Source organism: Streptomyces sp. SAS_281 (assembly GCF_052542855.1).
Map to the genome: position 1 here is coordinate 16,746 of NZ_JBMNDO010000039.1, position 18,269 is coordinate 35,014.

The 18,269-nt window shown below is 71.0% G+C and carries 16 protein-coding genes and 2 pseudogenes; 12 read left to right on the plus strand and 6 right to left on the minus strand.

Annotated features, from left to right (window positions below; translation table 11 throughout):
* Window positions 1-91: 91 nt before the first annotated feature.
* A complete protein-coding gene (locus ACN6LM_RS17125) occupies window positions 92-913 on the minus strand; it encodes an IclR family transcriptional regulator (RefSeq protein ID WP_445066213.1) in 822 nt (273 codons plus the stop codon).
* 70 nt (window positions 914-983) lie between these two features.
* On the minus strand, window positions 984-2,603 hold the full coding sequence (locus ACN6LM_RS17130; protein ID WP_445066214.1) for a bifunctional 3-(3-hydroxy-phenyl)propionate/3-hydroxycinnamic acid hydroxylase: 1,620 nt from the start codon (window positions 2,601-2,603) through the stop codon (window positions 984-986).
* 103 nt (window positions 2,604-2,706) lie between these two features.
* Between ACN6LM_RS17130 and ACN6LM_RS17135 the strand changes: the two genes are divergently transcribed.
* The 7 genes from ACN6LM_RS17135 to ACN6LM_RS17165 all read left to right on the plus strand — a co-directional run bounded on the left by ACN6LM_RS17135 (window position 2,707) and on the right by ACN6LM_RS17165 (window position 11,099).
* Complete coding sequence (locus tag ACN6LM_RS17135) at window positions 2,707-3,666, plus strand: amidohydrolase family protein (protein ID WP_445066215.1); 960 nt, start codon at window positions 2,707-2,709, stop codon at window positions 3,664-3,666.
* 37 nt (window positions 3,667-3,703) lie between these two features.
* Window positions 3,704-5,164 (plus strand): aldehyde dehydrogenase family protein, encoded by a 1,461-nt coding sequence (locus ACN6LM_RS17140; protein ID WP_445066216.1) that lies wholly within the window; start codon window positions 3,704-3,706, stop codon window positions 5,162-5,164.
* A gap of 104 nt (window positions 5,165-5,268) precedes the next feature.
* A complete protein-coding gene (locus ACN6LM_RS17145) occupies window positions 5,269-6,168 on the plus strand; it encodes an alpha/beta hydrolase (RefSeq protein ID WP_445066217.1) in 900 nt (299 codons plus the stop codon).
* Window positions 6,168-7,802 (plus strand): FAD-dependent monooxygenase, encoded by a 1,635-nt coding sequence (locus ACN6LM_RS17150; protein ID WP_445066218.1) that lies wholly within the window; start codon window positions 6,168-6,170, stop codon window positions 7,800-7,802. Before ACN6LM_RS17145 ends, ACN6LM_RS17150 begins: the two co-directional genes overlap by 1 nt.
* Window positions 7,799-8,896: an amidohydrolase family protein gene (locus tag ACN6LM_RS17155; protein WP_445066219.1), complete on the plus strand. Its 1,098-nt coding sequence runs from the start codon at window positions 7,799-7,801 to the stop codon at window positions 8,894-8,896. Before ACN6LM_RS17150 ends, ACN6LM_RS17155 begins: the two co-directional genes overlap by 4 nt.
* A 75-nt stretch (window positions 8,897-8,971) precedes the next feature.
* A complete protein-coding gene (locus tag ACN6LM_RS17160; protein ID WP_445066220.1) occupies window positions 8,972-9,646 on the plus strand; it encodes a GntR family transcriptional regulator in 675 nt (224 codons plus the stop codon).
* A gap of 259 nt (window positions 9,647-9,905) precedes the next feature.
* Entirely contained in the window at window positions 9,906-11,099 is a 1,194-nt protein-coding gene (locus ACN6LM_RS17165) for an amidohydrolase family protein (RefSeq protein WP_445066221.1), read from the plus strand.
* 71 nt (window positions 11,100-11,170) lie between these two features.
* Here the strand turns inward: ACN6LM_RS17165 and ACN6LM_RS17170 are convergent, their stop codons facing one another.
* Window positions 11,171-13,498 carry a transketolase-like TK C-terminal-containing protein gene (locus tag ACN6LM_RS17170; protein ID WP_445066222.1) on the minus strand — a complete coding sequence of 776 codons (2,328 nt, stop codon included), beginning with the start codon at window positions 13,496-13,498 and terminating at the stop codon, window positions 11,171-11,173.
* 275 nt (window positions 13,499-13,773) lie between these two features.
* On the opposite strand from ACN6LM_RS17170, the gene ACN6LM_RS17175 reads away from it, so the two are divergent.
* From ACN6LM_RS17175 to ACN6LM_RS17190, 4 genes are all read left to right on the plus strand, one after another.
* Window positions 13,774-14,253 carry an Lrp/AsnC family transcriptional regulator gene (locus ACN6LM_RS17175; protein ID WP_445066223.1) on the plus strand — a complete coding sequence of 160 codons (480 nt, stop codon included), beginning with the start codon at window positions 13,774-13,776 and terminating at the stop codon, window positions 14,251-14,253.
* A 135-nt stretch (window positions 14,254-14,388) separates the two neighbouring features.
* Complete coding sequence (locus tag ACN6LM_RS17180; protein WP_445066224.1) at window positions 14,389-15,237, plus strand: fumarylacetoacetate hydrolase family protein; 849 nt, start codon at window positions 14,389-14,391, stop codon at window positions 15,235-15,237.
* Between the two features lie 67 nt (window positions 15,238-15,304).
* Window positions 15,305-15,877: a VOC family protein gene (locus tag ACN6LM_RS17185; protein WP_445066225.1), complete on the plus strand. Its 573-nt coding sequence runs from the start codon at window positions 15,305-15,307 to the stop codon at window positions 15,875-15,877.
* Between the two features lie 34 nt (window positions 15,878-15,911).
* Window positions 15,912-16,379, plus strand: coding sequence for a hypothetical protein (locus ACN6LM_RS17190; protein WP_445066226.1), 468 nt, complete (start codon window positions 15,912-15,914; stop codon window positions 16,377-16,379).
* A 10-nt stretch (window positions 16,380-16,389) separates the two neighbouring features.
* Here the strand turns inward: ACN6LM_RS17190 and ACN6LM_RS17195 are convergent, their stop codons facing one another.
* On the minus strand, window positions 16,390-16,590 hold the full coding sequence (locus ACN6LM_RS17195; protein ID WP_445066227.1) for a hypothetical protein: 201 nt from the start codon (window positions 16,588-16,590) through the stop codon (window positions 16,390-16,392).
* Between the two features lie 152 nt (window positions 16,591-16,742).
* Here ACN6LM_RS17195 and ACN6LM_RS17200 point away from each other — a divergent pair.
* Window positions 16,743-16,931, plus strand: a pseudogene (locus ACN6LM_RS17200) (ATP-binding protein); the annotation flags it as partial.
* Window positions 16,932-17,458: 527 nt separating this feature from the next.
* On the opposite strand, the pseudogene ACN6LM_RS17205 reads toward ACN6LM_RS17200, so the two are convergent.
* Both ACN6LM_RS17205 and ACN6LM_RS17210 read right to left on the minus strand, forming a co-directional pair.
* Window positions 17,459-17,756 (minus strand): annotated as a pseudogene (locus tag ACN6LM_RS17205) (transposase); the annotation flags it as partial.
* Window positions 17,757-17,808: 52 nt separating this feature from the next.
* Window positions 17,809-18,117, minus strand: a complete 309-nt coding sequence (locus ACN6LM_RS17210) for a hypothetical protein (RefSeq protein WP_445066228.1) — start codon at window positions 18,115-18,117, stop codon at window positions 17,809-17,811.
* Window positions 18,118-18,269 lie beyond the last annotated feature (152 nt).

The following is an 18,269-nucleotide window of genomic DNA, read 5'->3' on the forward strand; positions in this document are numbered from 1 at the left end:
CCACGGGGGCGTCGAGCGGCCCAGCGGCGTACCGGGGCGGCCTGGCGGTCCGCAGTGTCCGGTGCTCTCGCACCATCGACGTGTGTGTGCCCTATGGCCGGTGCTGGTCCACGGCGTGGCCCAGGACTTCGGACATGGCTCGGGTCGAGCGCAGGAGTTCGGCCGAGAGGTGGGCGATGCCGTGTTCCGTGAGGCCCCTCGCGGGCATGACCAGGGTTACAACGAGCGGAAAAGACTCACCCGCCGTGAAGACGGGGGCCGCCACCGAGGCGATGCCGGGGATGACGCCCCCGACGGTGGAGGCCACGCCATCTCGTCGTACGCCGGCCCTGATCCGGTCGACACGCTCCCGGGTGGGCTCGTCCAGCGTCTTCACTTCCAGTTGTCCGCAGAGCACCGGCTCCGTGAGCTGCTCGGGCAGGTGGGCGAGGAACGCTCCTCCCATCGCCGAGGTCAGCAAGGGCATGGTGGCACCGACCCGGACGGTGATCGGCAGCGCGTGAGCACCGTACTCCCAGCGCACGACGACCGGACCGTGGTCGCCCCACACCGACAGGTTGACCGCGTGCGAGGTGCTGTCCCGCAGTCCTGGCAGGTGCTCGCTCACCAGCGCCACCTCGTCCATCCTGCGCAGCGACTCCACGCCGAGCCGCCGCATGGCGGGGCCCATGTCGTAACGCCCGGAGCTGGGCGACTGGGCCACCAGGCCGACCCGGGCGAGGCTGACCAGATAGCGGTGGGCCTTGCTGGGCTGCATGCCGCTGGCGGCGGAGATCTGCGTCAGCGTCATCGGGCCCCGTCCCTCCTCAAGGGCCTGCAGGACCGTCATCGCCAGTTCGACGGACTGGATTCCCTGCCGGGCCGGCGGCGCCTCGCCGGGCGGCGCGGAGTCGGAGGGGCGCTGTGTGTTCACGGGAGCGATCATAGTGACCGGCCCCCGGCGTGGCCCCGGGCCGTCAGCCCGGGAATCACGGGCAGGAACATCAGGCGTCCGCCCCGGTCTCCCCGGCCGTCACCTCGCCCCGGATCGCGCCCAGGAGTTCGGCCGCCAGCCCGGCCACCGCGTCGGAGCCGCGCGCCGTCCCGTACACGTAGAAGTCGGGGCGGACGGCAACGGCCGAGCAGTCCAGCTCGGCCATCCACGCGCGGTAGGTGCCGTCCACGTCCTGGACGACGGCCGCGCCTTCATGGTCGGCAGAACGCTCACCGGGTACGACAACGCGGACCCCGGCGTCGGCGAGCTCGTCGAGCAGCCGCTCGTTCTCCAGCGCGGCCAGGTGTCCTTCGCCGACGAGCAGGTGGAAGCCCCCGCCCACGACCTGGTCGAGGCGGTCGCGCTGGGTGCCGTCGTCCACGACGCCGTGCACCGACAGGTGGCCCCGGCCGGTGCCGACGCCCCGTGAGAGCAGGCCGTCGGCCAGGTCCGGGAAGCGCATGGGTTCGGGTGCGGCGGACTCGGCGCGGCGCGCGAGCAGCGTGCGGTCCCGTTCGGCGGCGCGCTCGGGGTCGCGCAGGGTCTGGAGGTGCCCCAGCTCGATGCCCTTCTCGGTCACCGCGCGTACGTGGGGCTCGCGTTCGGTCTGGTACGTGTCGAGGATGCGGTCCGGTGCGGTGCCCCGGAGCACCAGGTCCAGCTTGAACGCGAGGTTCTGCGCGTCGCGAAAGCCGGAGCACATGCCCTGGCCGAGGAATGGGGGCATCTGGTGGGCTGCGTCGCCGGCGAGCAGGACACGGCCTCGGCGCCACTCGTGGGCGATGAGGGAGCGGAAGGTGTACGTGGCGACGCGGATGAGGTCGGCGTCGTCGGGGCCGAGGTAAGTGGCCACTCGCTTCCAGACGCGGTTCGGGTCGCTCTCGGTCCCGAAGTCGCCGGCCGAGTCAAGCATGAAGCTGAACCGGTGGTGCGTGGGGCCGAGCGAGATGATCGAGGTGGGGCCCAGGGGGTCGCCGAGCTGGAGGGCGCGGGGGACCTCGGTGGGGCGGCGGAAGCGGAAGTCGCACACCATCCACGGCTCGGAGAAGCCGTAGTCGTGCAGTCCTACGCCGAGCGCGGACCGCACGAAGCTGTTGCCGCCGTCGCAGCCCAGTACGTAACGGGCCTCGATCGCCCGGCTCCCCCCGGGGCCTTCCAGGGTGACCGTGACGCGGTCCTCGTGCTGCTCCAGGCCGACGACGGAGCTGGAATGCCGCACCTCCACCTGGGGCATGGAGCGGCACACGGTGTCCAGCGCCTCTTCGAGGTCGGGCTGGTACATCATGTTCCACTCCGCCCAGCCGCTGCGTCCCTTCGCGGCGAAGGTCTGCTCGATCAGCAGGTCGCCGCTGCCGTTGCGCCACTCGTACGTGGGCTGCACGCGCACCTTGGGCAGCAAGGTCTCCGCCACGCCGAGAGTCGCCAGGGTGCGCATGGTCTCGTCGTCGAAGCTGGCCGCGCGCGGCAGGTTGTAGAGGCCGGCGTAGCGCTCCAGGACCAGGACCCGGTGGCCCGCCCGGCCGAGCAGGGCGGCGGCAGCCATGCCCACCGGGCCGTACCCCACCACGATCACGTCCACGGGGCTCCCGTTCGCATCCGGGCTCCCCTCGGCGACATCCGTACACGTCATCGAGCGCCTCCGTTCCACTCGGCCGTTCCCAAGGGTTGACACCGACGGAACGTACGTTTCACCATCGCTGAAGTCAATGCATATAAGTGAAATGAGGCGCGCGATGCGGACCATCGGTCTCGAGGAACACTTCGTCACCCGGGAGTTGGAGGGTTACGGCGCCTCGGCGGCCGCCATCATTCAGCCGGACAAGTGGCGCGAGGCATCCCGGCGCCTTCTGGACATCACCGGCGAGCGGCTGGCCGAGATGGACGCCGCGGGCCTGGACATGCAGGTGCTGTCCCTCAACTCCCCGGGAATCCAGGCCGAGAAGGATGCCGGCATCGCGGTCAGCCGGGCGAAAACGGTGAACGACCTGCTGGCCGGCGTGGTCACCGACCACCCCGACCGCTTCGCCGGTTTCGCCGCGCTGCCGTTGCAGGATCCGAAGGCGGCCGCCGACGAACTGGAGCGCGCCGTCTCCGAGCTGGGCATGTGCGGCGCCCTGGTGAACGCGCACACCCAGGGCCGATACCTCGACCACCCGGAACTGCGCATCGTATGGGAGCGTGCGGCGGGCCTGGACGTGCCGCTGTACCTCCACCCGGCCAACGGCGTCGACGTCCCGGATGTCATCCAGGGCCATCCGGAGCTGATCGGCCCGATGTGGAGCTGGGGGTCGGAGACTGCGACGCACTTCCTCCGATGCGTGTTCGGGGGCGTCTTCGACGACTTCCCGGACGCCAAGATGCTGCTGGGCCACATGGGCGAGGGCCTGCCGTACATGCTGTGGCGGCTGGACTCTCGCTGGGAGTACCACAACCACCACGGTGTGGAGCTCGTCCGGAAGGACCCCTCGGAGTACGTCCGCCACAACCTGTACATCACGACGAGCGGCGTGTGTTCGGCCGCGCCGCTGCTGTGCGCGCTGCTGGCTCTGGGTGCGGATCACATCCTCTTCGGCACCGACTACCCCTTCGAGGAGATGGGTGCGGCCACCGAGTTCCTGCGTACGGCCCCGATCAGCGAGGCCGACCGCGCGAAGATCGCCCACGGGAACGCCGAGCGGCTCCTCGGTCTCTGAGCCCCCTTCCTTTCCCACCGAGCAAGGAGTCCCCGACATGGCACGAGAGAGTTCCGCACGGCATTGGATCGACGGCGAGTGGGTCGGATCCGCCCGGACCTCCGACAGCATCAACCCGGCAACCGGCAAAGTGATCGGCACATACACGGACGGCGACGCGGAGACAGGGCAGCGGGCCATCGACGCGGCCGGCCGTGCCTTCGAGGAGGGCGACTGGCGGCTCGACCCGATGGTGCGCGCCACCGCCCTCAGTCACCTCGCCGACGCGTACGCCGCGCGCATGGACGAGGTCATCGACACGTTGTGCCTGGAGAACGGCAAGCTCCGCCACGAGGCGGGCTTCGAGTCGCACTTCATTCTGCGCGCGCTGCGCTTCGCGGCAGGTCTCGCGGTCCAACCGCATGGCCGGGTCACCGACACTCAGCCGGGCCGCCAGGCCATGTCCATCCGGCAGCCGGTCGGCGTCGCCGGCATCGTCGTGCCCTGGAACTCCCCCGCCTACCTGTGCATCCGTGCGCTGGCCCCGGCTCTCGCCGCGGGCTGCACGGCCGTGGTGAAGATGCCGGGGCAGGCCGCCCGCACCGCCGCCCTGATGAGCGAAATCCTCAGCTCCGTGCCCGAGCTGCCGAGGGGCGTGGTGAATGTCGTCATCGAGTCGGGCTCGGACGTCGCCCGCCTGCTGGTGGACTCCCCCCGGGTGCCCGTCATCAGCTTCACCGGCAGCAGCGCCACCGGACGGCTCATCGCCCAGGGTGCGGCGGCCCGCTTCAAGCGTGTCGGCCTCGAACTGGGCGGCAAGACACCGCACTTGGTTTTTGCCGACGCGGACATCGAGGCCGCGCTCGCCGCGGCCGTCGCCTCGTGCACCGTCTTCGCCGGGCAGTTCTGCATGACGGGCAGCCGGGTTCTGGTCCAGCGCGAGATCGCGGACGAGTTCACGGCCGCGCTGGCCGCTCGCCTGGAAGGTGTGCGGCCCGGCCCTGCCGCCGACGCCGCGAGCCAGATCGGCCCCCTCATCGACAAGGCGTCGGTCGCCCGCGTCGATGCCGCCGTGGAGGCGGCCATCGCCGCCGGTGCCAAACCGGTCGTCCGGGGCGGCCCGAGCGCCCGCCCCGAGCTGGCCGAGGGTGCCTTCTACCACCCGACGCTGCTCGCGGTCACCGACTCCTCGCTGCCGATCGTCCAGGAGGAGACCTTCGGTCCCGTACAGACCGTCCAGGTCTTCGACACCGAGGAGGAGGCGATCGCCCTCGCCAACGACACCGAGTACGGGCTGAGCGCCTGCGTCTGGAGCCGCGACGCCGACCGTCCGATGCGGGTCGCACGGCGGCTCGACGCCGGCCTCATCTCCATCAACAGCTGGGCGAACCTGACCGTCGAGTTCGAGGAAGGCGGCTTCAAGTCCAGCGGTGTGGGGCGGCTGGGCGGCCTGGCGTCCGTGGAGGACTTCCTGGAATACAAGCAGATCACTCAGGACTACGTGCCACAGCAGCACTGACGGGCTCGGACGGCACCCCTTCCTCTCGCGCACCGTTGCTGTTATTACATATAACGCTCACGCTCCCCGGCACGCCGGAACCCACCCCTGGCAGGAGGCCATCCATGGCCAAGCAGCGCGACCTTCTGACCTTCGAGGTCGACGGGCACACGATCACGGCGCTTCTCGCGGCACCCGCCGAGCCCACCCGCAAGCCCCTGATCGCGGCCCTCCACGGCGGCACGTACACCGCGCGGTACTGGGACGTGGCGGGCTCCCCCGCCGGGTCCTTCCTGGACATCGCCGTCGCGCACGGCCATACGGTGGTGGCCTTCGACCGGCCCGGCTACGGCGGCAGCACCGCGCTGACCCCGGACGCCAACACCTTCGCCCGGCATGTGGAGTTGCTCAATGAAGCGCTGGCGCAGGCCGTCGAACAGTTCGCGGCCGACAGCGTGTTCCTCGTCGGCCACTCGATCGGCGGGATGATCGCGCTGATGATCGCCGCTGCCCGGCCGGGAATTCCTCTGATCGGTGTCTCGGCGACCGGCATGGGCGCCGTCATCCCGAGCGGCGGCGCGGCCGAGGCGCTGGGCGCCCTGCCTGCGGACTCGACGGTGGATCTGCCGTACGAGCAGCGGGACCAGGTGATGTTCGGCCCGAAGCACACCTACCGGGCGGAGGGGATACGCCAGGCGCACGAGTCGTACGCGCCCACTCCGGTGCGGGAGTTGATCCAGGCACCGCGGTGGCCGAAGGAGCACCTGCCCGCCCTGGCACCCGAAGTCCGCGTACCGGTGCACAACGCGCTCGCCGAGTTCGACGCACTGTGGAGCAGCGGCCCGGAGAACGTCGCGAGGTTCGCGGCGCTCTTCACGGCGGCGCCCTTCGTGGACGCGAGTGTCGCCCGCGAGACGGGCCACTGCATCGACCACCACATCCTCGGCCTCTCGACGCAGCTGCGGCAGCTCGCGTTCGTCGAGGAGTGCGCGCACTGGGCGGCGCGGCAGAAGAGCGAGCGCTGATGTCCTCCGTCGACAACGAGCGCATCCCCCGGCATGTACGGGTCCTCATCGCCGGTGGCGGGCCGGTCGGCCTGGCCGCCGCCGTCGAGCTGGGCCGGCGCGGCATCGACGTACTGGTGGTCGAGCCGCGCGCCGCCGTGTCCCACGCGCGCCCGCGCTGCAAGACCCTCAATGTGCGCACGATGGAGCACCTGCGCCGCTGGGGCCTGGCGGAGCGGTTGCGTGAGCGTGCCCCGCTGCCTCCTTCCTGGTCTCAGGACGTGGTGTTCTGCACCTCTCTGTCCGGGCGGGAGCTGTCCCGGTTCAAGGGTGTCCTCGGCCTGGTGCCGGAGGGTGACCGATTCCCGGAGACCGGGCAGCAGGCTCCGCAGTACGTTTTGGAAGAGGTACTGCGTGAGGCGGTGGAGGAGATCACCCCGGGGCGGCTCGTCCTGGGCTCGAAGGTCGTCGGCTTGCGCCAGGACGACGAGTCGGTGACCGTGACCGTCGATGACGGCACCGGCCGGCGCTCCGTCGTCACCGCCGACTACGTGATCGGCTGCGACGGCCCGCGCAGCGTGGTGCGGGACGAGATCGGGGCCCGTTACGTGGGCGGGGAGGCCCTGCGCCCGAACTTCGGCATGGTCTTCGAGAGCCCCGGCCTGTGGGAGCACGTGGCGCACGGCCCCGCGGTGCAGTACTGGGTGATCAATGCGGTGGCTCCGGCGCTGGTCGGGCCGCTGGACCGGACGGACACCTGGTGGGCGATCGGCTTCGGTGTCGACCGGGAGACCGGGGAGCGCGAGGCGCGCCGGATCATCGACGGCGTGGCGGGTCGGCCGGTGCGGGCGAAGGTGCTGTCCACCGACCCGTGGACGGCCCGGATGATGACCGTCGACCGGATGCGCGACGGCCGGGTCTTCCTCGCCGGTGATGCCGCGCACCTCAACCCGCCGTTCGGCGGGCACGGGCTCAACACGGGCATCGGGGACGCGGTGGACCTGGGCTGGAAGCTCGCCGCCGTGCTGGACGGCTGGGGCGGGCCCGGCATCCTCGACAGCTACGAGAGCGAACGCCGCCCGGTGCAGGAGCGCGTCATCCGCGAGGCGACCGCCAACATGCGGGTGCTGTCCACCGAGTTGTACGCGGACGACCTCGACGCGGACGACGAGGCGGGCGCAGAGGCCCGGCGGGCGGCGGGCGCCCGGATCCAGGAGTCCAAGAAGGCGGAGTTCCACTCCCTCGACCTGGTGCTCGGTCTCCGTATCGCCGCCTCCCCGATCGTCCCCGTCGCGCGCTCCGTGTGGGCGGGGGCCCGGCTGCCCCATCTGTTCCTGGCGGATGGCCGTTCCCTGTACGACCTGCTCGGTGCCGGCCTGACGCTCCTCGCGCTCGCGGCGGACGCGCCGGTGGCGGCTGTCGAGGAGGCCGCGCGCCTGCGGGGCGTACCGCTCGCCGTGCTCCGGCTGCCTGAGCCGGTGGCCGCCGGATATGCCGCGGAGCTGGGCGCCCGCCTCGTCCTGGTCCGCCCGGACCAGGTGGTGGCCTGGCTGGGCGACGAGCCTCCCGTGGATGCCGTCGCCCTGATCGACACGGTCGGCGGTGGTGCGCCCCGGCCGGTGAACACCCTCCCGGAAAGGAAACACCACGTATGAGCGCTGCCCAGTGGACGAGACGCAAGGTCCTCAACACCGCGGCGGGAACGGCGGCCCTGGCCGGCGCGTCCGCGCTGGCGGCCCCGCGCGTCGCCGAAGCCCACGGCGGCGGGCCCAGCCAGCACGACAGGCTGCGGATCATCGCGATCGAGGAGGCCATCATCCTCCCCGGCCTCATCACCCAGGGCACGGCCCTGAACGGCGCGATCCCCTTCAAGCCCGAGGTCACCGCCGAGTGGTTCAAGCGGCTGCCGGACGTCACCGAGTACCGGCTCGCCGACATGGACGCCAACGGGGTCACCATGCAGGTGCTGTCCCTCACCCCGCCCGGCGTCCAGATGCAGCCCGACGCGGCCATCGCCGTACGGGACGCGCAGGTCGCCAACGACGCGCTGGCCACCGTCATCGCCGCGCACCCGGCCAGGTTCGGCGGGCTGGCCGCGCTGCCTCTCCAGGATCCCCGAGCAGCCGTGCGCGAGGCACGACGCGCCATCCGAGACCTGGGAATGGCCGGGTTCCTGGTCAACGGCCACACCAACGGGCACTATCTGGACGAGCCGCAGTTCCGGCCCGTATGGGGGGCGTTGGAAGAACTGGGCGCCGCCCTCTACCTGCACCCGACGCCGGCGCCCACCGGCGACTGGGGTCTGCTGAAGGACCGTCCCGAGCTGGTCGGCCCCCTGTACAGCTGGGCGGCGGAGACCGGAGGGCACGCCCTGCGCGTCGTACTCGGCGGGGTCTTCGACGACTTCCCCGGCGCCAGGCTCATCGTGGGCCACATGGGCGAGTTCCTGCCGTACATGATCCCCCGGCTCGATGTGCAGATCCGGAACATCGAAACCAGGGTGCCGCTGAAGAGGAAGCCCTCCGAGTACCTGACGGAGAACATCGCCATCACCACCTCGGGTGTGATGGACGACAACATGCTCCAGGCCGCCATCCGGTCGGTGGGCATCGACAACGTGCTCTTCGCCATCGACTACCCCTTCGAAAGGAGTGAGCAGGCCGTCGGCTTCCTGCGCAACGCGAGCCTCTCCCCCGGTCACCGCCGGAAGATCGCATCCGGCAACGCCGAGCGCATCCTCAAGCTCTGATCCCCCGGCCGGTCCGCCCCGGAGCGTAGATATAGTTGATATCAACCACCGGACGGCCGAAACGAGGGACAGAGCGTGGCGACATCCCGAGGGGCTCTCCAACCCATCACGTCGCGGTCCGTGGTGGAGCAGGCCACCGAGGAACTGCGCCGGGCGATCCTGGCCGGACAACTGGCTCCCGGGGGCGAGTACTCGCTGCGCGAGCTGGCCGGGATGCTCGACATCAGCTTCATCCCCATCCGCGAGGCGCTGCGCAGTCTGGAGAGCGAGGGGCTGGTCATCATGCGACCCGGCCGCAGCGCTGTCGTGGCCCCGCTCGACTTGGACGACCTGCGCGGCATCTACCGACTGCGGCGTGCCCTGGAACCGGACATCGCGCGGCGTTCATGCACCCTGCTGAGCGACAAGGACCTGGACCGGCTGGAGTTCCAGGCCACCGATTTCGGCGCCCGCGAGCACGGCATGGCCGACATCTACGACGACCATCACGCCTTCCACCTGGCCCTGTTGGCGCCGGCCGCCACCGCCTGGGACATCCGTGTCCTGACCACCCTGTGGCGGGCAGGCGAGCGCTACATCCGTATCGGCTTCGGCCGGCTCGACCCCGACCCGGCCGAGCACGAGCGGCGCGGCAGGGCCCATGCGGACCTCGTGGCCGCCTTCCGTACCCGTGACCCGGGCACGGTCGGCGACGCGGTCGAGCGGCACCTCGCACGCAACGAGAAGATCGCTTTCTCCGCCCTGTCCTGAACCCGGCCGCCGGAAGCGCCCGGGGCCGTAACCGGCACACGGCGAGAGTTGCTGTTATCACATATAGCAGCTACGGTCGAACCGCTCTCCCGTGAGCGGCCTCACCGGCCGCCACCGTCCAGGCCGCCCGCGTATGCCCGTAGGGCCCGGGCCGCCGCCTCTTCAACCCACCGCGTCGACTGCCGGTCATGGCCTGCACTCCGCGGACCCGAATCACGCACGACGTTCTTTCCGACCCGCCCGGCAGAAAGGCACAACGATGTGTGTCAGCGACACGAACCGACGTGACTTCTTCAAGACGGCCGCAGCGGCCGGCATCGCCGTGGCGGGAGTGCCGGCCCTGGCCGGGCCCGCCTCCGCCCACGCACCGGAACGCACCGGCTTCCTCGGCGAACGGATCGCCCTGACGAATGCCCGGATCTTCGACGGCGACCAGGTGACCTCTCCCCGCACCGTGGTCATCGACAACGGACGCATCGGCATCAACGCGCTCGGCGCGCGCCGGTTCGACTGCGGGGGCGCGGTGCTGCTTCCCGGGCTGACCGACGCACACCTCCACCTGCGGGATGCCGGCACGCTGCACGCGTTGGCCGGTGCCGGGGTGACCACCGGCCTGGACATGGCGTCCTTCCCGCCATCGCTGGTCGATTCACTGCGCGGACTGCCCGGCCTGACCGACATCCGCAGCGCGGGCACGCCCGCGGTGGCGCCCGGGAGCCCGCAGAGCCAGATCCCCACCTTCCCGGCGGACGCGGTCCTGACCGGCCCCGAGCAGGCCGCCCCCTTCGTACGCGGCCGGATCGCCGAGGGTTCGGACTACATCAAGATCATCATCGACGAGCCGGGACTCTCGCCGGAGACCGTCAAGGCGGTGACATCGGCCGCGCACTCCGCCGGCAGGCTCGTCATGGCCCACGCGACCTCAACGTCCGCGGTGGTACGCGCACTTGACGCGAAGGTCGACATGATCCATCACGTGCCCATGGACAGTGCGCTGTCGGCCGCGGTCGCGGCGCGGTACGTCTCGACGGGTACTGTCGCGGTGCCGACCCTGACGATGATGGAGGGCTTCGGGAACCTCGGGATACCCGGCATGGACTACGCGGCCGCCGAAGGCAGCGTCGCCGCGCTGCGCGGGGCGGGGGCGCGGATCCTGGCGGGCACGGACGCGAACCTCACACCCGGCATTCCCGTGCACCCGCCGTACGGCGCCGGGCTGCACCACGAGTTGGAGCTGTTGGTCCGCGCGGGTCTCACCAACCGCGAGGCACTGCGGGCGGCCACGAAGCTCCCCGCGCAGGCGTTCGGCCTGTGGGACCGCGGCACCATCCGGGTCGGCAACCGCGCCGACCTCGTCCTGATCGACGGGGACCCGCTCACCGACATCACCGCGACGCGCGCCGTGCGGCGCGTATGGATCGGCGGTGCCGAGTACGCACCCGCCGCCACGTGATCCCTGGCTTCCGGCGGCCGGTCCCAAGGGGGCGACAACACGTCGCCCCCTTGGGGCCGTTCACCGGTGGGTCACTCCGTCAGGTCCAGTGCCGCGGCGACGATGCTGTCGGTGTCGATGCCGTGGTGACGGTAGACCTCCGCCAGGGAGCCGGACTGCCCGAAGCGGGTGACGCCGAGCCTGCGCGCCGGTACGCCATGGATGGCCGCCAGGAACGCCAGCGTGTGCGGGTGACCGTCCAGCACGGTGACCAGCGGTGCGGCCCGCCGCGCGGGGAAGACCTGGTCCAGGATCCAGTCGGGGGCCTCGCCGTTGCCCGCGCGGGCGTCCATGGCCTTGTAGAGCAGCCCCGGGCTGACCACGCACACCACATCGGCCGGAATACCGAGGCCCTGCAACCGGTCGGCGGCGGCCAGGGCCTCGGGCACCATGGCCCCCATGGCCGCGATGGTCACCTTCGCGTCGTCGTGCCTGCGCAGCGGATACGCGCCGGCCACGACCTGGCGGCGGCGGCGTTCCCGAGCCGCCGGGTCGGCCGGGACCCGGGCGAGGGTCTGGTCGACGGGCCGGGTGGACAGCCGCAGATAGGCCGAGCTCCCGTCGGGCCGGCCGAGGCGGGACAGCGCCGCCAGCAGAGTCCACTCGGTGTCGAGGGCGAAGGCCGGCTCCCAGGTCGTGCAACCGGGCTGCTCGACACCGAGAGAGGGCGTGGTGATGGACTGATGGGCCCCGCCCTCGGGCGCCAGGGTGACGCCGGAAGGGGTTCCGACCAGGATCGACTGGCCGCCCGCGTAGATGCCGTAGGACCAGGGCTCCAGGGCGCGGTTCACGAAGGGGTCGTACATCACCCCGATCGGCAGCAGCGGCTCGCCCCAGCGGCTCCAGGTGGCGCCCAGCTCACCGAGGAGACCGACCAGGTTGGTCTCGGCGATGCCCAGTTCGATGTGCTGGCCGGTGGGCCGCTCCCGCCAGTGCAGGATGGTCTCCGCGTCGTCGGCGAACCAGTCCACGCGCTCGGTGGGCGACCAGACGCCGACCTTGTTGACCCAGCCGCCCAGATTGGTCGAGGAGCTGACGTCGGGGCTGACGGTGACCACGCGGCGGGCGGCATCGGGCGCGGTGCGGGTCAGGTCGAGCAGCGTACGGCCGAGGGCCGCCTGGGTGGTCGCGACGCCCGTCGGGGTCCGGCCCGTGTCGGTGGGCATCGCCGGCGGCGCCATCTGCCGGACGGGGTCCCGGCGCAGCCGCGCCCCGGTCTCGGCGCACAGGCGTGCGGCGGCGGAGTCCGCGGGGAAGCCCTGCCAGGGGTTGTCGGGATCGGCGCCCACCTCGGCGGCCAGCTGCCGCATCTGGTCCTCCGTCAGCAGGGAGGAGTGGTTCTGCGGGTGCCCCTGGGTGGGCAGGCCGTGGCCCTTTACGGTGTACGCGAAGATGACCGTGGGCCGGTGGTCGTCCACCTCGGACAGCGCGGCGTCGAGGGCGGGGAGGTCGTGGCCGCCGAGGTTGCGGACCGCCTCCATGAGGGTGGCGTCGTCGGTTTCCGCGAGCAGGGCGCCGATCGCCGGGGCCTCGGCGCCGGTGCCGGGCAGCCGCTCGCGCAGTTGCCCGGCCGAGCAGCGCAGCAGCCGCTGGTATTCAGGGTTGCTCATTCTGTCGATGCGGGCTCGGAGCGCGGCGCCGCCCGGGCGCTCGAACAGCTGGTCAAGCAGGTTGCCGTACTTGAGGGTGATAACTTGCCAGCCGGCCGCGGCGAACATGCCGTGCAGCCGGCCGGCCGCCATGTTCGGCACCACGCGGTCGAGGGACTGCCGGTTGAGGTCGACGATCCAGACCAGCTCACCGAGGTCCGCGACCTGGGGGTCGAGCACCGCCTCCCACACCGCGCCCTCGTCCAGCTCGGCGTCGCCGACCAGCGCGTACTGGCGGCCCTTGAAGCCCTCTTCGGCGCTGCGGTCCGCGTATCGGCGGGCCAGGGCGCCCCAGATCGTCGCCGTGGCGCCGATGCCGACCGAGCCGGTGGAGTAGTCGACGGTGTCGGGGTCCTTGGAGCGGCTCGGGTAGCTCTGGAGGCCGCCGAAAGCGCGCAGCGTGGGCAGGTAGGACGCGTCCAGGTCACCGAGCAGGTGGTTGATGGCGTGCAGCACCGGCGAGGCGTGCGGTTTGACGGAGACGCGGTCCTCGGGGCGCAGATGGCGGAACCAGAGTGCCGTCATGATGGACACCATCGAGGCGCAGGACGCCTGGTGCCCGCCCACCTTGAGCCCGGACGGGTTGGGGCGCACCCGGTTGGCGTGGTGCACGATCGCGCTGGACAGCCACAGCACGCGGTCCTCGATCCTGTGCAGCACGTCGAGGGTCGTGTCCGGGGTCCGCCGGAGGGCGGTTGGTGCGGTGGTCATGGCGGAAGCGGTCTCCTCGCGCTGGGCACGGCCGGAGCGCGCGCGGACGTGCGGTGGCCGTGACGTGGGACGTACCACGGGCGCCTGCGGAGCGCACCGGGTGGGCCCCGGCGCACATCTGCCGGCTCCCCGACCGGTCACGGTCGGGGGCGTGCTGCCAGGGGCGGATCGTTGCGAGGAGGAGACCACCGGCCCGGGACCCCGCACAAGAAGCAGCGCAGAAATCACGCAGAATGCCCAATCACCCATCCCCCGAACCCAAGAAGGTGCGCATCGTGCCCAGTTCCGAGCGGATCGATCCCACCGACGCACGCCTGCTTCTGGCCCTCGCCGCTCATCCCCGAGCCACCGCGGTGGCGCTCGCCGAGGCGAGCGGGCTGAGCCGCAACACCGTCCAGGCCCGCCTGGCGGCTCTGGACCGGGGCGGCGCCGTGGCGTCCTTCGAGCGGCGCATCGAGCCGGCGGCCCTGGGCTATCCGCTCACCGCGTTCGTCACCACCCAGGTCGCCCAGCGCAGGCTGGACGAGGTCGCCCACACGCTCGCGGCGATCCCCGAGGTCCTCCAGGTGCACGGGCTGACCGGTGACACCGACCTGCTGATCCATGTGGCGGCTACGGACGCCGAGGACCTGTATCGGGTGGCCGGCCACATCCTCGGCGTCCCCGGGGTGGAACGCACCACCACGTCACTCGTCATGCGCCAGCTGGTCCCCTTCCGGCTCACCCCGCTGCTGCGCCGAACCGCAGCCCGCTGAGTCGTTCCGTGAAGAAGAATGTGGCCTTGCACCCTTGCTGTTATCACATATAGCGACCTACGGTGTAACCAGCACCTCAGCCCCCGTCGGAGCGCCGAGCGTCGCACCCACCCCCCGGAACACAGGAGCAACTCCGTGCGCATCGCCAACCTTTCCGGCCGCCTGGTCCTCGTCGTGGACGGTGCCGCCGTCGACGTCGAGGAGGCGAGCGGCGGCCGCTTCGCCGCGGACCCGCAGGCCGTCTACGAGCAGTGGGAGGAGTTCCGCCGGTGGGCGGCTCGGGCCGACCTGCCCGAGGGGCGCCCCTTCGAGCCCTCCCTGCTGGGTGCGCCCGTGCCGGCGCCGCGGCAAATCGTCGCCGCCGGCCTCAACTATCGCGATCACGCGGCCGAGTCGGGCTTCGCCCTCCCCGAGACCATGCCACCGGTCTTCACCAAGTTCGCCAGCAGCATCACCGGCCCCGTCACCGAGGTCACCCTGCCCCCGGGCGGCCACACCGACTGGGAGATCGAACTCGTCGTCGTGATCGGCGCCCGCGCCCACCACGTCTCCGCGGAGTCTGCCTGGGACCACGTGGCCGGGCTGACCGTGGGCCAGGACATCTCGGAGCGCATCACTCAACTCGAAGGTCCGGCGCCGCAGTTCAGCTTGGGCAAGTCCTTCCCGGGCTTCACCCCCATCGGGCCGTACGTGGTCGTGCCCGACGCGCTCGACAACCCGGACGACCTGGGTCTGCGCTGCACCGTGAACGGCGAGGAGGTCCAGAAGAGCCGCACCAGCGACCTGATCTTCTCCGTACCGGAGCTGATCTCCCGGCTGTCCTCGGTGCTTCCCCTGCTGCCCGGCGACATCGTCTTCACCGGCACCCCGGCCGGCGTCGGCCTGGGCCGTGAACCGCAGCGCTGGCTCGCTCCGGGAGATGAACTGGTCAGCACCATCGAGGGCATCGGCGAGCTTCGCCAGCGCTTCGTCGCGCAGAGCTGACACCTTCGGCAACCACGTTCCCGCGAGACCGCACGTGCACCCCGCAAGTTCGATCGAGGAGGCTCGGATGACCGCCACACCGAAATTCGCCCACGTCGTGTTCCAGACCAGCAACCCCAGCGCCATGCGGGACTGGTACTGCGCCGTTCTCGACGGACACGTGGTGTTCCAGAACGACAGTCTGTGCTTCATCACTTACGACGAGGAGCACCACCGCGTCGCGCTGCTGACTCCCCCGGTTCCACTGGAGCGCAAGAAGCCCACGACGGCCTCGGCCCACCATGTCGCGTACACCTTCGACCACCTCGATTCCCTGCTCGCCCGCTATGAACTGCTGCGCGACAAGGGCGTGGTGCCGGCGGTGTGCATCGCCCACGGGGTCACCACGTCCATGTACTACCAGGACCCCGACGGCGGTTTCGTGGAGATGCAGATCGACAACTTCGCCGAGCCGGACGAGGCCACCGGCTACATGGAGGGACCGGAGTACGGCGCCGACGCCGTCGGCCCCGCCTTCGACCCGGAGGCCATGCTGGCGGCGCGCCGTTCCGGAGCGCCGGTGGACGAACTGATCCACCGGTCCTGGGCCCTCCGGAGCCCCATGCCCGACCCGATGCTGGTCCTCACGGGGACCGCCTGAGAACGATGCCCGTATCCACCGTCGAGGGGAACCATTGAACCCGTCCAGCCTCCACGCCGACTGCTTCATGTGCGGTCTGGAACAGAGTGAGGAAACCTCCGTCGTCTTCCAGGACCCTCTGTGGTCGGGGGAGTTGGTGCCCGGCTACGACGTGCCAGGCTGGTTCGTCCTGCGGGCACGGCGGCACGCCGAGCGCATCACCGGGCTCGACGACTCCGAGCTGGCGTCGTTCGGCCGCCGTGCGCGCGACCTCGTCGCGGCAGTCACGGAGGCGACCGGTGCGCCGGCGACCTACTTGATGGTCTTCGGCGAGAACCATCCGCACTTCCACGCGCTGATCACCGCCCGCGACGAGCAGGTCCCCGCGGACCGCCGTAGCGGCGACATCCTGCGTCTACGGACGGAACGCGCGGACCCCGATGCCGCCGCCCGCCTGGTACCGGCGGTGCGCCGCGCCTACGAACGGCTCGCGGGCAGCGATGCCCGTCCGCTCCCGGCCTGAACCACCCTCGTCATCCAGGAGGTCCTCGGCAGGCCAGGAACGCGCTCACCGGACCGGGCAGTTCGCCCTGTCCGGTGACCGTCATGATGTCCACCCCGACCACGACGGTCAGCGGCCGGCGTACGACACCCTGCAGTGCGATGTCCTCGGTCCCCGCCGGGACGACCGCGATCCCGGCCCCGGCTGCCGCAAGGGCCGGCGCACCGAGCATGCCCGTTACGAGGTGAACGGGCGCACCCCGCTCGACCGGAGCGGGCGCCAGTCGGGCGAGAACCCCCTCGTCCCCAACGGTGGCCGCGCACACGATCAGCTCCCCGCCCACGCGCTCGGCCGGAGCCACCGAGGACCGCCCGGCAGCGTGTCCTCGCCGAGCTGCTGATGACCGAGTGCGATGACCGGGCCAGGCGCCGTTCGGAACGACGGATCAAAGCGGCGGGCTTCCCACGGGAGAAGCCCCTGCGGTCCTCCGACTTCGACGCCGGCCCGAACATCGACGCCGCCACCGTCCACACCCTCGCAAGTTGCGAGTGGATCAAGAAGAGTCAACCTCTGGGGCGATGCAGTGCGGTCTGGCCTGGCGCTTACGGCCTGTCCGGCTTCAGCGGCCGTGCCTCCTGGTCGGGGCTCCGGCGACACACCGGACGTCAGCGACGAAACCGCGCCGACATGCCCGGTGAGCTGGAGGGCGATCTGCTCGCAGTCGCGGGGTCAGAGGCACGGGTCGTTCCACGCGAGTCCGGCGGTGACGAGGGCCTCGTGCGGGGCGCTCCAGACGGTTCTGCCTCGATCAGCCCGTGGGGAGCCCGGACGGAAGGGGCACAGCCGCGGTCAGCACGGGCGTTCAGCGCCGGGGAGAGCCAGCCGAAGGCGGCCGTAGACCGCCCGCCTTCGGCTGAGGGCCGGCGTGTGTGGGTCCGCTCCACGTAGCAGACGCGCACGGTTCGCATCCTCCAGGAGCCGTGCGGGCTTTGCTCGGGCAGCCGCCTCGGGTACCCAAACCCCCCTTTCGCTGCCTGTGCGAACCACTCTGCCCATCGACCGATGAACTCGTCCAGGTCCCCGACGACAAGTGGGGTGAGAGGCCAGGCCGCCTGGTGCATCACCCACACCTGCGGCATGACCACCTCCGACAGTCGCCGTGTAATCCTCCGCCGCACCGGCAACGGCCCCCACGGCGGCTGATTCACGAACTGCTGCAGGGCCTGCATGGTCCCGCTCGGCCATCGGCTGGATCGACTTACGCCGACCATCCAGCGTCGGGCCGCGCAGACAACAGGCACCCCACCGCCGCTGATCCCGCCGTGGCAACAACCCGAACACATCACTCACGACCTCCGCCAACTCGCCACGGAGCCGCCCGACATCGCCCGGCTTCACTCTCGAAGGATGCCCACCACCAGGCACGATCACTCAAGGTAACGAAGCACTACTAGTTCGTCAGGGTGGGCGGCAGGGCAGGCGGGGGCAGCAGCCGGCTCCTGCGGCGCGACCATACGCGGTGGGACCACCGCACAGCGAAGCAGGCACCGCCGGTGATGGTTCCGGCAGCGACCGCCATACCACTGTGGTGCTGGAGGAACTGCCTCACGGCGTCCGCCGCGGCAGCGATCATCACCAGCCACAGGAAGCAGTGAGCGGTCCAGAACACGATCGCGATCACGAGGTCGACGCGTCGCATACGGGCGAGCTGCGAGCGCACGTAGCGTGTGCTCACGTCGTCGAGGACCACAGTGGACATGGCAACTCCCTGTTCAGCGCGCGCAGGTGGCGGCAGGTGACCGGCCGGGCCGGTGTGCCGGGGATCCGGCATGCGCACTGTAGGAAGCTCTGGCGGGGCGGTCTGCCTTTTCCCGGCGGGATGTATTTCCTCCCGCGCTCTGACCTGTGGCA